The sequence below is a fragment of the Fuerstiella sp. genome, from assembly GCA_022447225.1.
Taxonomy (GTDB): Bacteria; Planctomycetota; Planctomycetia; order Planctomycetales; family Planctomycetaceae; genus S139-18.
In genome coordinates this window covers 797,659-814,792 of the sequence record JAKVAZ010000006.1, presented here as the reverse complement: position 1 = coordinate 814,792, position 17,134 = coordinate 797,659, and the positions used below count along the sequence as shown (strand labels likewise).

Here is a 17,134-nt window from a genome sequence, read left to right as displayed (position 1 = left end):
GCCCGATCGCAGCACCGGATTTTCGATCAAGGGCAACCTGTTCAGGGAACATGCCATGACGGAGACAGCGCGAAATGTGATTCACTATCGATTCGTCGATGAATCGCCTGTCGGTCGCCTGTTGCTGGCAGCGGACTCCTGTGGTCTGCGGTATCTGTTATTTGCGGGAGGACGTGAACTCAGCCGATATCCACTGCCACCGGAATCAGACCGGACCGGCAACGGTGATATCTGGCAGACAGATACAGGCCAGCTCGACGATACCATGGTTCAGCTGAATGCCTATTTTTCCGGCGAGTTAATGAAATTTGACCTGCCACTGGCTCCTCACGGAACCAGTTTTCAGAAGAAGGTTTGGTCAGCACTCACTGAAATCCCCTGGGGCCAAACGATTACCTATGGCGAGCTGGCCTGCAGAATTGGTCAGCCGACAGCCTCTCGGGCCGTTGGCCTGGCGAATGGTCGTAATCCAATTTCTATCATTATTCCGTGTCATCGCGTCATCGGAAAAACCGGACAACTTGTGGGTTACGGTGGCGGGCTGAATCTCAAGAAGGTCCTGCTGCAACTGGAAGATTCTTTGCCTGCGACCCAGCACCAGGGGCCGGATGGTTGTCACGATGGAATCCTGATAAGCCCGCGGGGACCTTCAGGAACGAAGATGGGTGTTCGCTGATGACTGACGAATTCGATATTGTGCATGCTCAGCCGGACCATACCGACGATCTGGCGCCACTGTTTGATGCATACCGTTGCTGGCACGGTATGAAATCAGATCCTGACGGCGCCCGCCGTTTCATCCGACAGCGAATAACGGCCGGTGAATCAGAGATTTTTTTCGTCAGTCAGAACAATCGATCGATCGCGTTCACACAGCTGTACCCGGTGTTTTGTTCCATGTCGATGGACTGCGTCTGGATGATAAATGATCTGTATGTGATTGAATCAGCTCGACAAAAGGGGCTGGGTTCGGCACTGCTGGAGACCGCCGTTGAATTCGTCCGAGCACTGGGGGCAAACCGTATTCTGCTCGAAATCAAAAGTAACAACACAGCTGCTCAGACAGCGTGCGAAACTTTCGGCTGGAATCTGAATTCTGAGTTGCTGCACTACTCACTGAACCTGAGTGACTCCAATAATTAAGTCGCAGGCGGCCGGAGCGAAAAACAGGCAGGCCTCACTGATCAACCGGAAAAGCCGGTCGTGACACCCGAGGTTCAGCGCATAACCCGGATATTCCGCTGCGTTGCTCAGGTCCACGAAACCGGAGCACTCCACAGCAGATAAAGCCAGCTGTACACCATCCTGGCACTTGCTTCACTGTTTATTTTTTCTCGTTCTGCTCTGGTTCAGTCAGGGAGGTGTAGTGAACCAAAGCATTCAGCATGAACTTCCTCATCTGTTCTCGCATTTTTCCCCGTCCCCCCTGACGTACCTGCTCTGAGTGCTCACCCGGAAAAGGGTTTTGTGGCGTGAAGTCACAGGAACGTCCGCCGAGAACAATCACCGTTCCGCAACCCAATGAATATTCCACCATGGCCGCATACCTGTCCATTCGCCGGGGCTCTCCGGAAGGATTGTCTCCCGCCTTGTATTCCACAAATTCGTTGGCAATCACTTTGCCAGAAGGTTTTTGTTCACTCCAGGCACACTCTGTGATGAGGTTGTGTCCGGGGAAGTTGCAGTTGGTAAAGAACCCGCCTGCCGAAAGATTACTGAAGACCGGGTGTCCGCCGGAGTCATCCGAAGCCGCAAGTCCCGTTGCGAGAATGGGTGTCAGATAACGGTTTTCTCTGACTCTGTCCGGCATGACAGATTCCACTCCCAACACCATTGTATAGAGCCCGGAGATCCCTGTCAGAAAAAGGCACCCGCCGTCATTGACGTACTCTTTCATCGCCTGGACAGCTTCCTTTTTTACCAGTTCGGGTATCAGAATCTGCATTGGATCCACATGCCCTTCTGACGCAACAGGGCGAGCATAGCGCAGCTGATGAATCCAGACCGCGTCATAGTCGGCAAAACGAACCGGTTTTCCTGTTTCGTCCGTCAATGTCCCCGTGGCATCTGGTGCGATCCAGGTTGGAGAAATATTTTCAAACAGCCACGACTGAATCATGTGATATTCAACGTCATTCCGATCCGGAGTAATCATTGCCAGCCTGATTGGCTTTCGGATTTCGCCAAGCCGGTTTTTAATGGCAGCTGCTGTCGACTGTTTGTTCTTTGTCACAAGGTTTTGCAGGGTGAGGACAGTATCCAGAAACGCCCGGGGCAGCGCTGCCTGATAGGTGCCTTCCCGGCTGCGAATTAAGGCGTCCAGATAGAGATTGACGAGACTTGCCCACTCGCGAATTTCGTTTCCAACGTGCGGATTGGCCGCGTGCGCTGAGTAGATCCATTGGCTTGACGGGAGATCAAGAACTCTGACATGTGTTCTGAACAGGTCTTCCGTATTCGTTAAGACTTCCGCAATCTGATCCAGATGCCTTTTGGTTTCGCGCACGGGATTCGGAATTGCCTCTTCGTTCCGGCTGATCGCAGTCGTTGCTCGCTGATACATTTTTGCCGCCTGCACCCAGTTTCCCCGGGATTCCGCCTGCTTTGCGTCTTTCAAAAGAGCATCAATGTTTTGTGGTTGTTTAAGATTCAGGCCGTTTGTGCTGGCGATTCGGTAACGCATTCGGGCCACGATTCGTGGAAGCCTGACCTTGTGTCGCAGGATCGTCTGTCGACACAGCTCAAACTGCTCTGGATCTGCGATCAAATAGATATGGCCTCCACCTGCCGGAAGTGACAGGTTCAGGTTTTTGTTGCCATCCACGTCCGCAAGAGACACTTCCCGAAGGCTGATCAGATCGTAGATCTTTCTTCCGTTCAGTCGTCCTTCCGGAATCAGGATGCTGCCGTTCTCCTGATGATGACTGTTGTTGTTCCAGGGAATCAGGAATTGGCGGTCATGTTTAATACACTTCAGGAGCCCGCAGTCGATTGCCTGGCCTTCGAATTCCGGATAGCTAAGACGCCTGCATGAAACGTCAGGCCGAATGCTCGTATCCGGTCTGCAGGAAATAAGCAGTGGACCAGTGACGGTGATCATTCTGGCAATGCTTCCCAGTTCATCCCAGAGATCGTTGTTGGGCCAGAGGAGACCGTTGAGAAGTCCGTCCTGTCCGCCTGCCCACTGAGGTTGCAGCACAGGTCCTCCCACGTGGAAGTAGAAAAAACCTTTCGTTCCCCCGGCAAGCGCCTGCCAGAACTGCATACGCAGTTCCGTGGGCGACGGTCGAGAATCCTTCAACCATGGCTTGGTCGGTTCGTGCGCACTCCAGGCCGCTGCCAGAGGGATAAAATAAAAGACCCGATCAGGATGGTGGTCCTGCAGCCAACGCAGATTTTTTGCGATCGACCAACTATCCCTCGTCACATCCCATGTGGGGTACCAGTCCGCAGTCATCGGCTGCATGTGCCCAACAAATCTTCTGAAGCCACCCCATGTTGGTTGACAGGTCGTCACAGGAAGTTTGGTGTACTTTTCAATCAGGCGAATGGCGGCGATCGACGGAGCCAGGTACAGCGGTTCATCATCGGAAACAAAGCCGATGATACTCTCCGGATGTTCCCGAGCCAGAGTTGCAGCGAATTCCAGATAGTCTTTTCGGTCAGCTTCGACCTCGGCCATCTCCTGGACGTTGAGTGCTGGTTCTTCACGCTGGAATTTTGCCAAAGCGCCGGAGTTGAACCGCATATAGTTAATCAGAGTGGGAAAGATCTTCATTTCTTTGAGGGGCAGTTCTGTCCCGTAGAACCATCGATTGAATGGTATGGAGATCAACGGGCCATCCGATACTTCGCGAGTCGCATGCGGAGTCTTTCCTCCCCAGATCACATTGAATCCGTTCTCTGCGATGGTATCGGTGAGGATTCGCGTGTACGCCTGGGATGAGTGCCCCCACGGGGTCCAGTCGCCCTGTGCTCCGCCATAGACACCAAACGGAAAGTAGTCCTGCATGTGCGGATGTTTCTCATAGAATTGCCAGAATTCATCCGTCTCGGTCCCGGCTGACAATGTTTCCAGCGAGATCAACAAACTGCACGAAATGAGAGTAATGACGTGACGACATCTGGTTCGCATGCTTGCTCTGTCAGTCATGCTATTTCCTGTTTGCTGTCGAATAGAAAATTTTGGTCATTTTGGCCTGTTGTTCACGCAGCACTTGCAGGTGCTGATCATCGGGATTGCTCTCCGATCTTAAGGATCTCTTTCCGTCTATGCAGCAGGACGTTGGCTTTTCTGGTCCATGAGATAATGATCGGGTCCTCGATTGGAACGGAATGTCAGACAACTCGCGAGCTCGAACAACATCCGTACGATTTCGCTGCGGCAACCTCTGGATCTCCGTGAACAGGTCCGGGACGCCCACGGTGAGAGGCAGATCGACCGGCACATCCCTGGACCTGGATATTCGCCAGGGGAGTCGTCCTGTCGTGTTGGAACGATAAGGATTTACGGTTGTCTGCAGCCGGCAGCAACGTTCATCGTCCTGTCTGGAAGATGCGAGTCTGGAATCTCGCCGTTCTGGGCACGCTGGAGTTCGGTTCCCCCAGCCTTCGACTACTGAGGCTGGAACTGACCGATAAAGGTCCATTCAGATCTCCGTCGCCGGCTCTCAATTTTATTTTCACCACCGGTCCCGATGATCTGATCCTCGAGCCACACATATCGATCCACAAAGGCCTCTTCAGGCAACGGTGCCAGTTTCGAGTATTGTTGTGTTTTCAGATCTAACTGCCACACCGTCTTAGAAAAGCTCATCAGTATAATCCTGTTACCAACGTGCAGTGGCGAAAGGGGGAACGCCTGCAGTGTCTCATCCGGCAACGGAGCTTGTGGGTACCAGGCCCTGTCGGCGAAGTTATAACGTGTAACCTCGGTGAATTTCTCTGGAGCATTCTGGGTATTGGCCGTATAAATTCCGCCGAACATCCAGAGGTTCTCGCCATCGGTTTCTGCCGAAAACAACCAACGTTTACTGCCAGGATAAGGAGGCAATTCACGCCACCCCTGGGCCGGATTCGTGGTGTCCAGAACTTGTAGCCGTTTGGTGGCGGTCGTGGAGGTACAACAAGTTCCCGCTTCGTCCATTGGTTCGAATTTTGACACGCCTCCTAAAAGATAGAGGGACGTTCCCACACCACCTGCCCAGGCGAAGAGTCGTGTCTCGGGAAGTTCACCGACGATTTGCCAGGCATACTCACCTGCCTCGCGCGACAACATTAAGATCTGTTGGTTTTCGTTTTGACCATCGTATCCACCCAGCACATAAAGTCGGTTTTCAACCACGGCATAAGCGGCATATCCAAACGCAACCGGCGCGTCGGGAAGTTGTTCCCATTTCTTTGTCACCGGATCAAGGGCATGGGTTCGGGCAGAAAATATTTTCTTCGTCCAGTGGCCCTTTTCCCCCTCCCAATAGGTTCCACCAGCGATCACCAGTTTTCCGTCCAGGATTCCCGCAGCATGTCCCGCCCGTGGTTCGGGAAGTGGCGTTGATCTGGACCAGTGCAACCGTTCGGGCTCTGCAGCTGTTAAGGTGGCCTGCAGCAGCAACATCGCGCCTACCCTGCCCATTAAACTTGTGAACGGTTTTTTGACCGGTAAATCAATCACAGTTTCTCTTTCAGTCCGGGCCCTGAATTTTCATGCAGCCAATGCACGACACTGCGGATGTGTGCGTGATTCATTTTAAAAAATTTCTTTACGGTTGCCGGCAAAAGAAGGTTTAGTGCAGACGTACTGTAGCAGGCAGACATTGTTGTTCGAGACGCGTGGACGGCGGGGTAATGTGTAAGAGAAGTGGAACAGTGGTTTCCGGAATCGCGGGGCAGCTGCATTGTGCCGGACTGATTTGTGAGTCAGGGGTTGAGCATCGTGTGTTTCGTCTGTTCATAGATGGTACATGCCGTCTTCGTTCGGCAGGAATGTGGACCGGGGCGAGTTCTGTTCCTGGCACTCACGGAGCCTGCCATTGTTTGACAGCCTCGATTGGTACGACGAGCATCAGTATGTTCAGCATCAGGCTGTCTTTGATCCACAATATGCTGCTGATTTCCAGAGTGAGGAAAACCGTCAGGCCAGTTTTCCAGCTCGTCATCCGCGCCAGCAGGACACCCAGTAAACACATGACGTAATCGCTGATGGAATTCAGGATGCTGTCACCAAAATAATTCAGTGAGATAGTGGCCTCGCGATATCGGTTGATCATAAAGGGAGTATTCTCAGCGATCTCCCATGCAGCTTCGATGCATGCCACAATCAGCGTGCGTGCCCGTACCGATAGCCATTGACTTCCGCATGCAGACAGCAGCAGGAACAGTCCGATCCCGTGCTGCAGATGCGACAATGCGTAGGGATCAAACAGGTGCTGCGAATTGTGTGAACTCCAGATGTCCCAGGACCAGGGGGAAAGATCCCCAATTTCGCACCACCAAACCCGCCCCATCAAAACGAGGACCACGCATGTTGCGGCGGCGATTGCTGCCAGCGGACGGGCGACATTGCGATCGTTCAGTATCTTTTTCATTCTTGTATTGTCACTGTCGTCTGGAACCGGACCCGGAATAGTTGTTTTCGGCAGCTGCACGGTGAACTCGGGATAATCAGCGGTATCCTCCGCTCGCTGCAGCCGGACCTTATTCATGATTTGGGGGGATGAACGCCGTGCCCGTTGGCCGCTCTTTCTGACTGCTGATAGAGGATGATAACTCGGATCGTGTCAAAACGTCGCGATGGGATTGAGCGGTGATCCGGTTCCCCCCTTCACGGGAATGGGTGATGCGGTCAACAGAAACTCCCAGCGATTCAGTCTGTCGGTCACTCGTCCGAGTTCCTCGAGATCGCAATTGTCAAAGATATGTACCCCCATCGCATGTAGCATCAGGAGATGCACCGGATGAGTGATGCCGTTGATCTGTGATGGGATCACGTCGCTGGCAGAGTCGCTGCCGAGCATGGCAACGTCTCTCGCTTTTAACCAGGCCGCACAAGAGGCATGTAATCCGGCCAGCCCCTGCTTGTTGATGTCCCACGGTCCCATTGCATCGCGACGTGCCCAGCGCCCTGTGCGGATAAAAACAACATCGCCGCTGGCTACTCGAATTCCTGTCTTGTTCTCCCAGGCGTCCAGATCCTCCGGAAAGATGGCTGTGCCGGGTTCAAGATAGTCCATCCCCCGCATGCGCGGCACGTCGATCAGCACTCCCCGGGTGAAGATGCCTTCCTGCTGGCTGTGGATGCTGAGTCTGTTCGCTCCGTCTTCCGTAACCGAATCCTGTGTGTAACCGTTGTACAGGTGATCGCGGTAAAACAGATGGCACAGTGCGTCCATGTGGGTGTGTGCGTACCCGTGATACGCCACGCTGTAATTATCCACCGCCCACGGACTACTGACGTCCCCACCGACCGCCAGCATTTGCTGGATGAATGGATTAGGATTGTCGACGTCCTGCTTCTCTTCAGCAACGCGTGCCAGAGAAACACAAATCCCGTCTTTCACCTGGCGTGCCGCCCGAATTCGTTTTTCGGGAGTGATCAGGTTCAAAGTGCCTTTCTGGTCGTTCTCGCCCCAGCGGCCCCAGTTGGACAGATCAGCAATCTGTCTCTCTACGTCGGCCACGGTCATTGTGTGCTGCTCCTGGGCGACGACATCGGCAGCGTTCCAGCACACCAGTACGATCAGTCCGGCCATCCATCTGATCGATGTGGACAAACAATTCGTATTTTTCACCATGGGGCATTCTCCGGTTTGTCAATGTGATCCTGCTGTACGAATACAGACACTTTACTCAGAACAGAGATCGTGCTGCTCAGTTCCTGCAGGAACTCCGTTCGGAACAAGGTTCAGCGTATCGGCGAATGACAAGGATTCCAGCAGCAGTGTTTGCGCTGGTGTGCAGTTCACGGAAATTAGAAGATTCGGTGATACTGATGAGACTGGCTCAGAATGGGTAAAGATCGGTCATTTGTATGAAACGCTGATCGCAGAATTGAATGTGGAGGACTATCGATCGGCGAAGAACGACGATTCCACGAATACGTCCAGTGTTGGTCATGCACCGCTTTTTTGCGATTGTGGGCAGGATCATGAAGGCAGACATCCGTTTTCTGAACTGCCACATCCGGGAAATCACCCGGTCAGATTTGCCGAACGCATACGTCGCTTGCACGACAGACGTCTGTCAACAACGATACTTTTGTACTCTGCAGTAAATTGGAAATATTGGACACCGCAGGTTCGGGCCAGTGACACACCGGGCCAGTCGTTCTCTTTTAATACTGAGTCTGCTGTTTGGTTCACCGCGTTTCCGAAATGGAAATTGAACCAGGCAGGCTCATCATGGAGCCAGCCACCTGGCTTTGACCAGAGGATCGTCAGTTACGTTTGAATATGTGTTCTGTGTCGTAATGGCGTCAGGTTCGCTTCGCGTTCAGTGGATAAGCACGGCCAATGAGTCACCATGATTTTGATCCCCAGGGCGTTATTCCTGCCTGCCTGATGCCGTTCGACGCTCGTCTGGAGATCGACGAGCCTGCTTATCGTCGTCACTTGAGCGACCTTGCGGGTATTGCAGGCGTCACTGCGATTACCGTTAACGGGCACGCTGCTGAAGTTCACGCGTTAAGCTTCGAGGAGCAACGGCGAGGTATTGACATCGCTCGCGATGAGATTGCCGGAAAACTGCCGTTAGTGGTCGGCATTCACAGAGGAGGTACTCAGGAAGCGTGCCGTCTGGCCACCATGGCGGCTGCAGCCGGAGCTGATGCGCTGCTGGTGTTTCCGTCAGATGTGCTGACTATGGGAGGCTGGCAGAGACCTGAGTGCGCTCGTGCTCATGTTGGTGCCATCGCTGAATCGTCCGAACTGCCGCTGATTCTGTTTCAGTATCCGGTCAGTGGGGGATCGGGTTATCCACTAGACACACTGCTTGGACTCTGCACCGAGTTTCCTGCCATCCGGGCGATCAAGGACTGGTGCAACGACCCTCACCTGCACGAACGTCACATCCGCGAACTTCACGCCCTGGAGCGTCCGGTCAGAGTGCTTTCCACGCACAGTATGTGGTTGCTGGGATCGCTGGTAATGGGCTGTGATGGCTTGCTGTCCGGCGCCGGCAGTGTGATCGCCAGCCTTCAGGTTGCCCTGTTCGAGGCAGTTCAGAGGAACGACCTGCAAACGGCTCGAACGATCAACGATCAAATTTACCCGACCGTCCGGGCTTTTTACTCCGATCCTCTGCTCGACATGCACAACCGCATGAAGGAAGCCCTGGTGCTGCTCGGCAGGCTCGACTCCGCACATGTACGTCCGCCGCTGACGAAACTGGAGCAGTTCGAAATTGAACGCATTGGCTCGCTGCTGCAGGAGGCCGGAATTACCGCCTGAGACTGAACCAATCCATGCGAAGACGACGGCGGTGAGTCGACCTGTTTGAATTTGGAGTATGGACAGTAGGTATTTCACTCCATCGTGGTCGAACCGACCGCGTCCCACCAAAAGCCTGGTCTCGTGTTTTCAATCCCACCAGTTCTTCAGCCGACGTTCCTCCGGGGGCAGGATCTGGAAGTTCGATTTTTCATCCATTAGCCGCAGACTTCGGCCTGGTCGAAAACCTTCAACAAGGTATTTCGGTTTCACAACGATTTGCAGACCCGCACAACCCTGGACTTTGGGCACCTCGCGATGTGCGATGATCTTTCCATTGAATGAATCGGGACCTCCCTGACCACCGGCGGGCTGGTAGGTCCGCAGAGCAGAATCCGCGACCGCGATTTTGCAGATTTTTCCGGTGACGAACAGATCGAGAAGCCCAGGAAATCCGGGATCCATAAACGTGAGTGTCAATTCGGGATCGTGATTGTTCACGGCATCGACTCGCACCGGCAATCCCCGTCGGCGCAGCTCAAACAGCGTCCGAGCTGACTGCCGCTCTGTTGCAAAATGTACGCTTTCCTCATCCAGCCAAACATCTGTGAGTAGATCAATGAAAGGAAGAGAGACCGTACCAGGACCAAAGTTCACAAGCACCTGACGGCCAACTGCCAGATCAGTCCTGTTGCCAAACCCGGTACCTTTCCAGAATGTTGTTCGTGGATCAACAACGACGTCGCGAGGTTTTTCCTTTTGACCTGCTGTCACCCTGACAAGGGTGACGCGGCGGCGATCGAGATTGAGTGCCGTTACCTCCCATCTGCTGCCGGTGGCGACGTCCCGGCTGAAATCGTCGGAGAGTGTCCAAATCTGATGGAATTTCTGTCGATCCTGATTCTGAAACGCACCAACCCACACGTGCGCCCCGGGTGAGAAATCTCGCAGATCTGCGGGAGCGCCGTGGCGGCGCACCGTGGCAGCCGGCAACAGAGCGAAGGATGTGATTGGTGCCTTGTAATAGAGGTTCGCTTTCTCGCGAAACTCACCGCGACGGCCGGGAGGATGGATGGTGAGCAGTGAAATCCCCATGGAGTGCGCAGCATCCGCTGGTGGAAATTCACCCGGCTTCAGCTGATACCACGCTAGTTTTTCGTCACCGCCGTCCGTGCGATATGGCGGAGACTCGCAGCGGGCCTGCACAGCCAGGGTGAGTCCAACACAAATAGAAAGGAATGCCGGTTTCATCCGTATGTCAGTTCTGAAATAGGACCGATGCTGTCAACGAACTTTTCTGTATCAACCTCCATTTTTTGCAGCATGAGTACCAGCAGGTTGGAAAGGCGGGCCGTGTCGTCGACAGGTTTGAAGCAGTGACGGATATCGTTCGGTTTGTAAGCACCGAGTTTGGGCAGGTTGTAGTCAATATGCTGTCCGTGGCGCAAACCGAGTCCTCTGCCTCCCGCGAAGACAATTGGCAGGTTCGCGTTACCGTGGCTGTGACCGTAGCTCATCCCGCTGCCGAACAGCACCATGGTCCGATCCAGCAGCGGTTCGCCTCCATCGTCTGTCGCTTTAAGCTGGTCAAGGAAATAGGCGAACTGTTCCACCAGAAAAGTATCGCTTTTGGTCAGGCTGTCCAGTACGGCCCTGTCTCCGTTGTGATGAGAGAGTTCGTGTCGGGTTTGGCTAATACCGATTTCCGGAATTGCCAGTCCAAAGCCTTCGCTTCCGCTCAGGTAGGTGATCACTCGCGTCATGTCGGTGCGCAGAGCGAGCACAATCAGATCATACATCGTACGATAATAATCACCGGCGGCCGACCTGGAGACGTTTCTCTGAAATCGCGTGCCGTCCACTTTAGGTTTGGGAACATTCAGCCAGTCCTCAAGACGCCGGGTACGGATTTCCACTTCTCGTACCGCCTGCAGATATTCGGCCAGCTTGCCACGATCCTCGTGACCGAGCGTCCTGTCGAGTGACCGCGCATCCTCAATGACGTTATCCAGAATGCTGCGCCGGCTGCGCAGCTGTTCCTGCCTGTCCTTGGCCGAAGCGCTGTCATCTCCAAAGAGTCGATCAAAGATCGAGCGTGGGTTTTCTTCGGCGGGCAGCGGCACTCCGTCGCGAGAGAATGAAAGTGTGTTGGTATTCATGGGCTTGCCGACACCCGCCGTGATCGACAGTTCCAGGGAGGGGAAACGCGTGTGGGGTGACGTCACTTCGGCCATGAGCTGGTCACAGGAAATACTGTTCTGATAGCTGGAACTGTCTGCACTGGTCAGCGCTGCTCCGGTCAGCCAGCTGTCCGCACAGACGTGTTGTTGGTTTAAGGCTCCCGGATGATGCAGCCCGCTGATCGGTGTCATGCAGTCCCGATGGCGTTCCAGCGACATCATAGGCGCTGTCAACTCGTAATCGCTGCCCGCTCTATGCATTTGCCAGGTATCGACGTTCACTCCATTCGGAATATAGGCAAATACACTCCGTCGCGGACGTGACACTGCGGTGGCCTCTGAAGCGCTCAGCGGAATCATCGCATTGAGCAGTGGCAGGGCGATGGTGGTTCCTGTACCCCGAAGAAAACGACGGCGGTTCAGAAGCCAGCGCTGGGTCTGGATGTTTGACATACTTCATCGGTTTCGTTGGTGTGATGTGGATCAGCGTCTGAGGAACAGGGGGTTGAGTGTAATGGCTTCAATGAGGTCACGCAGCGGGTAGCCCTTGTCCCTGAGTGCGATGACCGCCGGCCTCAGAGACTCGCGATCGGCCAGAGTCAACGGACGTCGCATGGCGTAGGTCGCCAGTTTTTCCGCCAGTGTCAGTGCGAACGGATCGAGATTTTCCGCCAGAAGTTCTTTGAAGTCGTTCGGGGTTGAAAAGGTACGACCATCGGGCAGTTTGCCGCTGGCATCGACCGGTCGATGTTCTCCGGTTTCCTGCAATATGATTTCCACATCGCGCCAGGCACCAATCGCATCAAAATTTTCGAACGCCAGTCCCAGTGGATCGATTCGGCTGTGGCAGGTAGCACAACTTTCGTTGGTAACGTGGGCCCCGATTTTTTCTCGAATCGTCTGCTTTGGCTGGTCTTTTGCTGCGGCGGGGAGCGCCGCAACATTCGCTGGTGGTCGCGGTGGTGATTGGCCCAGAATCGACTCCAGTACCCATTTGCCTCGATGCACCGGACGATGCCGGGCGCCGTCGGAAGTCAGACTCAGCACCGCTGCCTGGGTCAGGACTCCTCCTCGAGGGCTGCCTGCGGGCAGGGTCACCCGCCGCAGAGGCGCATCAACGATACCAGGCATGCCGTAAAAATTTGCCAGCGGACCATTCATCATCGTCCAGTCCGAGATAAGGAATTCCCGAATGCCAAGGTTCCTGTCGAGCATTTCACTGAAAAACGAAATGGTCTCGGCGACCATGCTCTGTTCCAGCGTCTTGCTGTAGTTTGGATAAAGCTTCTTATCCGGCGGAAACTTTCCGACATCTGCCAACTGGAGCCACTGATACGGAAATGTCGTTGCGAATCGTGACGCTCTCGGATCAGCCAGCATTCTTCGCACTTGACGAATCAGGACATCCGGATCATGCAAACGCCCGGCTTTGGCGGTAGCCAGCAGTGGCACATCCGGCATCGTACTCCAGAAGAAATAGGAGAGACGTGAAGCGAGTTCCCAGTCATTGATTTTTGTTCGCGGCGTTTCCGCATCACCCTCCACCAGAAAGATGAAATTTTTGGAACAGAGCACAGCCACTAACCCGGATCGGGTCGCCTGTGCAAAACTTCTTCCGGCGTCCAGTTCCGTATCGATTAACGAGCCAAGCCGGATGGCCTCTGTCTCTCGCAGTGGCCGTCGAAAAGCCTTTTCGGCAAACGCCGTCACAATTTGCCGGGCCTGGTCTGTATTCTGCGGTCCATCACCGGACAATCCCTTCAGCACGGCCGGCAGATCGGGTCGCATGGGCCCTTCAAACTCAATGGAGTCCACAAGCAAAAACGGCACGAGGGGTACGCCCTGCTCATCTGTGATCTTTTGCAGCGTCGGTTCGCGACCTTCCTTGATGCTGAGAAAAATGACTGAGTCCGATTCGGTTGCCGAGGTCACATACAGACTTAACCCAGGTTCTGTGTTGAACAGATTGACCTGGTGCTCTCCGGCAGGCAGATAAGTCGTGAACTCAACGATTGTCGGTTTGTCTTCCGGGGCCTCCACATCCTGTTCGTGGAGCACTCGATTCAGATTGGCACAATAAAACCGCAAATGAGGCGCATTGCCGCCGGGTGGACGCAATCCACTCAGTTTGATGCGTACCCGATAGTTGCCGGAAATCGGTATTTGCTGGCCATGCCAATCGTTCACCGTCGCTCTGAGATTGGAGTTCGGCTTAACGACTTTACGGCCCCGCGTCCGCCCTTCCGGAGTTTCGTCCGTATTTCCCCCGACGATCTTGTGGAAGGGCCATTTGTCCAGATGCGGGGCAGCGGAGCCCTCGCTTACTGGCAGCACCTGATCGAGTGCCGCTTCTGCAGCAGAGAGATACCGTTCCAGATGTGACGGTGACAGACTCAGTGCCGGACCAATACGATCAAACCCATGCCATGCGGGTTCCTCCGGTAGATTGCCCGGATCGGAGGGAACGTATGTCGCTCCGAGAAGGTCGTGCACCGTGTTGGCATATTCGTCGCGGGTGAGTCTCCTCAGGCTTACAGGGTCCATCACCGCATAGCGGGCCGCGTCGGCTTCTCGGATCCAGTCCGAAATTAACTGCATACTGACACCGCGCGCCTCCTCCGTCGGTTGTGGCTCGTCTTCTGGCGGCATTTCTCCTGAAGTCAGTCGCTCCAGCACTTTTCCCCAGTGAATAACAAAACGAGGATCGGTCAGTTTGGAAGGCGCCCTGTCAGTTCGGAACTCTCCCTTTTGCTCTTCCGGTCCGTGGCAACGAACACAGTAGTTGTCCACAAATGCACTTAAAGGTCCGGCCGGTGGCGGCTGGGCCGGACATGGAGGACTCATGGCCACAGGAAGCAACCCGCAACACCCGATCAGAAACGTCCGCCAGACGTTAAGTTTCAGCTGAGTTTTGAGGAAATTGTCATTCATAGTGAAGTCGAAGACGTTTCCAGAATTTGGCTGTTTGATGCTGATCAATCATCCGGCGAGGAACCAGCACATTCTAGTTCAGTCGGAACATGAATATCTACAACTAAGAAGTTTTACATCGATTCACTTTCAGTGGTCCTCGCCGTTTATACGGTAAAAAAGATACAGTCCATACCGGTTTCTGATGGTGTTGTCGGACTGTCTGAACCCAGGCTTCCGGACCTGTTTCTGCATTAACGATACTCCGGCAGAAATGATTTCCAATTTTCATAGATGATATTGTGAATCATCTCATCCGGGACCTTCGGGAGACCGGTACCAAGAACCACATCATTGATTTTGGACTGACCGGCAATGACCTGTGCGGCTGTTGCAGACGGAAAGTCGGAACCAAAAATCAGTTTATGCTCTACTCCGTATTCGATTGCTGAAATAAATGCCTGATAGTGCCGCAACGGCCGATAGTGTAGAGCGGAAATATTTGTGTACAAATTCGGGTGTTTGCGGATCAGTACGACACATTCATCCTCCCACGGATGTCCCATATGACTGATCACGATTCGCAGATCGGGACAGGCGACAGCAATATCCTCCAGCTGAATTGGATTTGAATACTTCAGTGGTCCTGTTCGGACAAACGAGGTGCCCTGATGAATATTAACGGGGATTCCCAGAGACTCCGCCTTCCGAAACAGGGGCAGATGTTTGGGATCCTGTGGATTCCAGTTCTGGTAAATCGGAGAGCATTTCAGACCTCGAAGCCCCAGATTGTTGACATAGTGCTCCAGCTGATCGAGACAGTCTTCATCATTGGGATCGACGGAACACCAGCCGATAAATCTGTCAGAGTGAGCCGCTACAAATTCCGCAATCAGTTCCTGATCGGAGTTGATTCCGGTGAAGGGGGCTTTGATACCAAACACAATGACTTTGTCGATGTCGGCAGTTGCTTCCAGTAACTGCTCCGGCTTCGAATCAAAAGCATTCGCCTCCATGACGTCACTGCCGGCAAAATAAACATCTTCGGAAAGCTTCATCTTTGCCCGTTTTGCTTCCCAGGCAAACTTCACAAGTTCATCCGAAAGATGATCCGGGTACCACATCAGATTGGTGTGTGTATCAAACAGCATTCTTGTCCCCTTTTTATTCCCCGGTCTCCAGGAAACGGTGCAGGACGTTCTCTGTAATCTTCGACACGGCGTCATCAACCAGTACTGAACTCGGCCAACAGATCGACCCTGCAGAAAACACCGCCCCACCGCCATCTCGTTCGTGAATCACGATCTCACCTCCACCATTGTCTGGATTCAGTCCCTTGGCCAGCAGACGTACATTTGAAGGTGACTGAGATGAAACTTTGTCAGTTTCATGACCAGACGCTCCTCCGGGCACTCTTTGATGCAGGCTGTGTTCGCCAAATGTGTCGCCGTTTTTGAGACCTGTACCATCAAAGCACCAGTGGTTGGCGTCCTTCACCTGATAAGGAGCAGCGGTCATGATGCCGGATTCTGAAAAGACGACGCCCAGTAAATTGGCTTCTGATTCCTGACGTTTATCAAACCGACTTTCATACACGGAGCCGTCCGGAGCAATTTGCGGTTCAGAATGACTCCAGTTTGTGTTTTGATAGACAATACGATGATCGTCGAGGAACTCCACTTCGCAGTTCAGGCCGTTGCCGCCCAGATACATCAGCCGGCCGCCGCGATTAAATACCCAGTCTTTTAGCCGAAAGTACATGTCCGCAGACCAGTATTCCGGATGCGTGCTGATGATGAGTACCCGGTATTCGTCAAGTGAAATCTGATCGAAATGGTACTGGGTTTCGCTGTAGAGGTCGTAGTCGAACCCACTCCGTTCCATCCACCCCAGCAACCTCCATTCGGCTGCCGCCATGTGACACCCCTGACGTCCCGCAATTGGATCAGTCAACTCTTCGCGTTCGTCAATATGGTTGTACGGATCCGGACGATCGAGCGACAGCGACTCGTAAGAGCCGGAGTCATAGGTTCGATGTTCCTTTTCGGTATACCGTTTTAGTTCCAGCCGAGAGTTAACGATGGGCACTGTCGGCAGCCGGTCGGCGTTGATGTAGTTGCTGCGCCCACCGAAGCTGTTATACGCATTCCAGTTGATGTCCGATGCGAAAACGGCGACATTCGAAACCGGGCTTACCGGAGCGACCACCCATGGAAACGAAAAGAAGGCGCCGGACCTGTTCCGAGCGTGAAAGTAGTACAAACCAGATCGCTGAGGTGCCTCGATCAACTGATTCAGAGACTGACTGTGGTAACCATCCCTGTTCCATTTGACACCTTGCTGGGTGTAGTCACCATCGGGCGTGATCTGCATGGTGGCACGTGGTCCGTGTTCATCAAATGTGCCAATCCGACGAATGAATTCCTTTTCAGCACCGTAACGCCACAATTCGAGTTCGTATTCTTCGACGGCATGCATTCGAAATTCCGACCTGTCACCGGACTTGACACACTTTGGCCAGACATAACCCAACAGGCAATCTGACAGCAGTCGAAACTGTTGCGGTTCGCCATCCTTTAATTCGATGCTGACGATTTTTGTCCCGTAACCGTCACGGCCCAA

12 protein-coding genes are annotated in these 17,134 nt (G+C 53.7%); 3 read left to right on the top strand and 9 right to left on the bottom strand.

Annotated elements, in window-relative coordinates; all coding sequences use genetic code 11:
* Window positions 1–55: 55 nt before the first annotated feature.
* Both MK110_07535 and MK110_07530 read left to right on the top strand, forming a co-directional pair.
* Window positions 56–676 (top strand): methylated-DNA--[protein]-cysteine S-methyltransferase, encoded by a 621-nt coding sequence (locus MK110_07535; protein ID MCH2211138.1) that lies wholly within the window; start codon window positions 56–58, stop codon window positions 674–676.
* Window positions 676–1,143, top strand: a complete 468-nt coding sequence (locus tag MK110_07530; GenBank protein ID MCH2211137.1) for a GNAT family N-acetyltransferase — start codon at window positions 676–678, stop codon at window positions 1,141–1,143. Before MK110_07535 ends, MK110_07530 begins: the two co-directional genes overlap by 1 nt.
* A 181-nt stretch (window positions 1,144–1,324) precedes the next feature.
* Here the strand turns inward: MK110_07530 and MK110_07525 are convergent, their stop codons facing one another.
* The 4 genes from MK110_07525 to MK110_07510 form a co-directional block, all read right to left on the bottom strand.
* Entirely contained in the window at window positions 1,325–4,135 is a 2,811-nt protein-coding gene (locus MK110_07525; protein ID MCH2211136.1) for a hypothetical protein, read from the bottom strand.
* A 480-nt stretch (window positions 4,136–4,615) separates the two neighbouring features.
* The gene (locus MK110_07520; GenBank protein ID MCH2211135.1) at window positions 4,616–5,494 is read right to left on the bottom strand and encodes a hypothetical protein; all 879 of its coding nucleotides are present in this window, start codon (window positions 5,492–5,494) and stop codon (window positions 4,616–4,618) included.
* Window positions 5,495–6,014: 520 nt separating this feature from the next.
* Entirely contained in the window at window positions 6,015–6,701 is a 687-nt protein-coding gene (locus MK110_07515; protein MCH2211134.1) for a DUF2585 family protein, read from the bottom strand.
* 75 nt (window positions 6,702–6,776) lie between these two features.
* Window positions 6,777–7,790: a cyclase family protein gene (locus MK110_07510; protein MCH2211133.1), complete on the bottom strand. Its 1,014-nt coding sequence runs from the start codon at window positions 7,788–7,790 to the stop codon at window positions 6,777–6,779.
* A 717-nt stretch (window positions 7,791–8,507) separates the two neighbouring features.
* On the opposite strand from MK110_07510, the gene MK110_07505 reads away from it, so the two are divergent.
* On the top strand, window positions 8,508–9,443 hold the full coding sequence (locus MK110_07505) for a dihydrodipicolinate synthase family protein (protein MCH2211132.1): 936 nt from the start codon (window positions 8,508–8,510) through the stop codon (window positions 9,441–9,443).
* 129 nt (window positions 9,444–9,572) lie between these two features.
* Here the strand turns inward: MK110_07505 and MK110_07500 are convergent, their stop codons facing one another.
* From MK110_07500 to MK110_07480, 5 genes are all read right to left on the bottom strand, one after another.
* Entirely contained in the window at window positions 9,573–10,673 is a 1,101-nt protein-coding gene (locus MK110_07500; protein MCH2211131.1) for a hypothetical protein, read from the bottom strand.
* Window positions 10,670–12,055 (bottom strand): DUF1552 domain-containing protein, encoded by a 1,386-nt coding sequence (locus tag MK110_07495; GenBank protein ID MCH2211130.1) that lies wholly within the window; start codon window positions 12,053–12,055, stop codon window positions 10,670–10,672. The genes MK110_07500 and MK110_07495 overlap by 4 nt, the downstream gene beginning before the upstream one ends.
* A 30-nt stretch (window positions 12,056–12,085) precedes the next feature.
* On the bottom strand, window positions 12,086–14,533 hold the full coding sequence (locus MK110_07490) for a DUF1592 domain-containing protein (protein ID MCH2211129.1): 2,448 nt from the start codon (window positions 14,531–14,533) through the stop codon (window positions 12,086–12,088).
* A gap of 233 nt (window positions 14,534–14,766) precedes the next feature.
* Window positions 14,767–15,663 (bottom strand): amidohydrolase family protein, encoded by an 897-nt coding sequence (locus MK110_07485; GenBank protein MCH2211128.1) that lies wholly within the window; start codon window positions 15,661–15,663, stop codon window positions 14,767–14,769.
* 13 nt (window positions 15,664–15,676) lie between these two features.
* A partial coding sequence (locus MK110_07480; protein ID MCH2211127.1) for a carboxypeptidase regulatory-like domain-containing protein occupies window positions 15,677–17,134 on the bottom strand: 1,458 nt, incomplete at its 5' end.

Coding starts and splice junctions, on each gene's coding strand:
- MK110_07535 (MCH2211138.1), top strand. CDS start 56: ATGACGGAGACAGCGCGAAATGTGATTCACTATCGATTCGTCGATGAA.
- MK110_07530 (MCH2211137.1), top strand. CDS start 676: ATGACTGACGAATTCGATATTGTGCATGCTCAGCCGGACCATACCGAC.
- MK110_07525 (MCH2211136.1), bottom strand. CDS start 4,135: ATGCGAACCAGATGTCGTCACGTCATTACTCTCATTTCGTGCAGTTTG.
- MK110_07515 (MCH2211134.1), bottom strand. CDS start 6,701: ATGAATAAGGTCCGGCTGCAGCGAGCGGAGGATACCGCTGATTATCCC.
- MK110_07510 (MCH2211133.1), bottom strand. CDS start 7,790: ATGGTGAAAAATACGAATTGTTTGTCCACATCGATCAGATGGATGGCC.
- MK110_07505 (MCH2211132.1), top strand. CDS start 8,508: ATGAGTCACCATGATTTTGATCCCCAGGGCGTTATTCCTGCCTGCCTG.
- MK110_07500 (MCH2211131.1), bottom strand. CDS start 10,673: ATGAAACCGGCATTCCTTTCTATTTGTGTTGGACTCACCCTGGCTGTG.
- MK110_07495 (MCH2211130.1), bottom strand. CDS start 12,055: ATGTCAAACATCCAGACCCAGCGCTGGCTTCTGAACCGCCGTCGTTTT.
- MK110_07490 (MCH2211129.1), bottom strand. CDS start 14,533: ATGAATGACAATTTCCTCAAAACTCAGCTGAAACTTAACGTCTGGCGG.
- MK110_07485 (MCH2211128.1), bottom strand. CDS start 15,663: ATGCTGTTTGATACACACACCAATCTGATGTGGTACCCGGATCATCTT.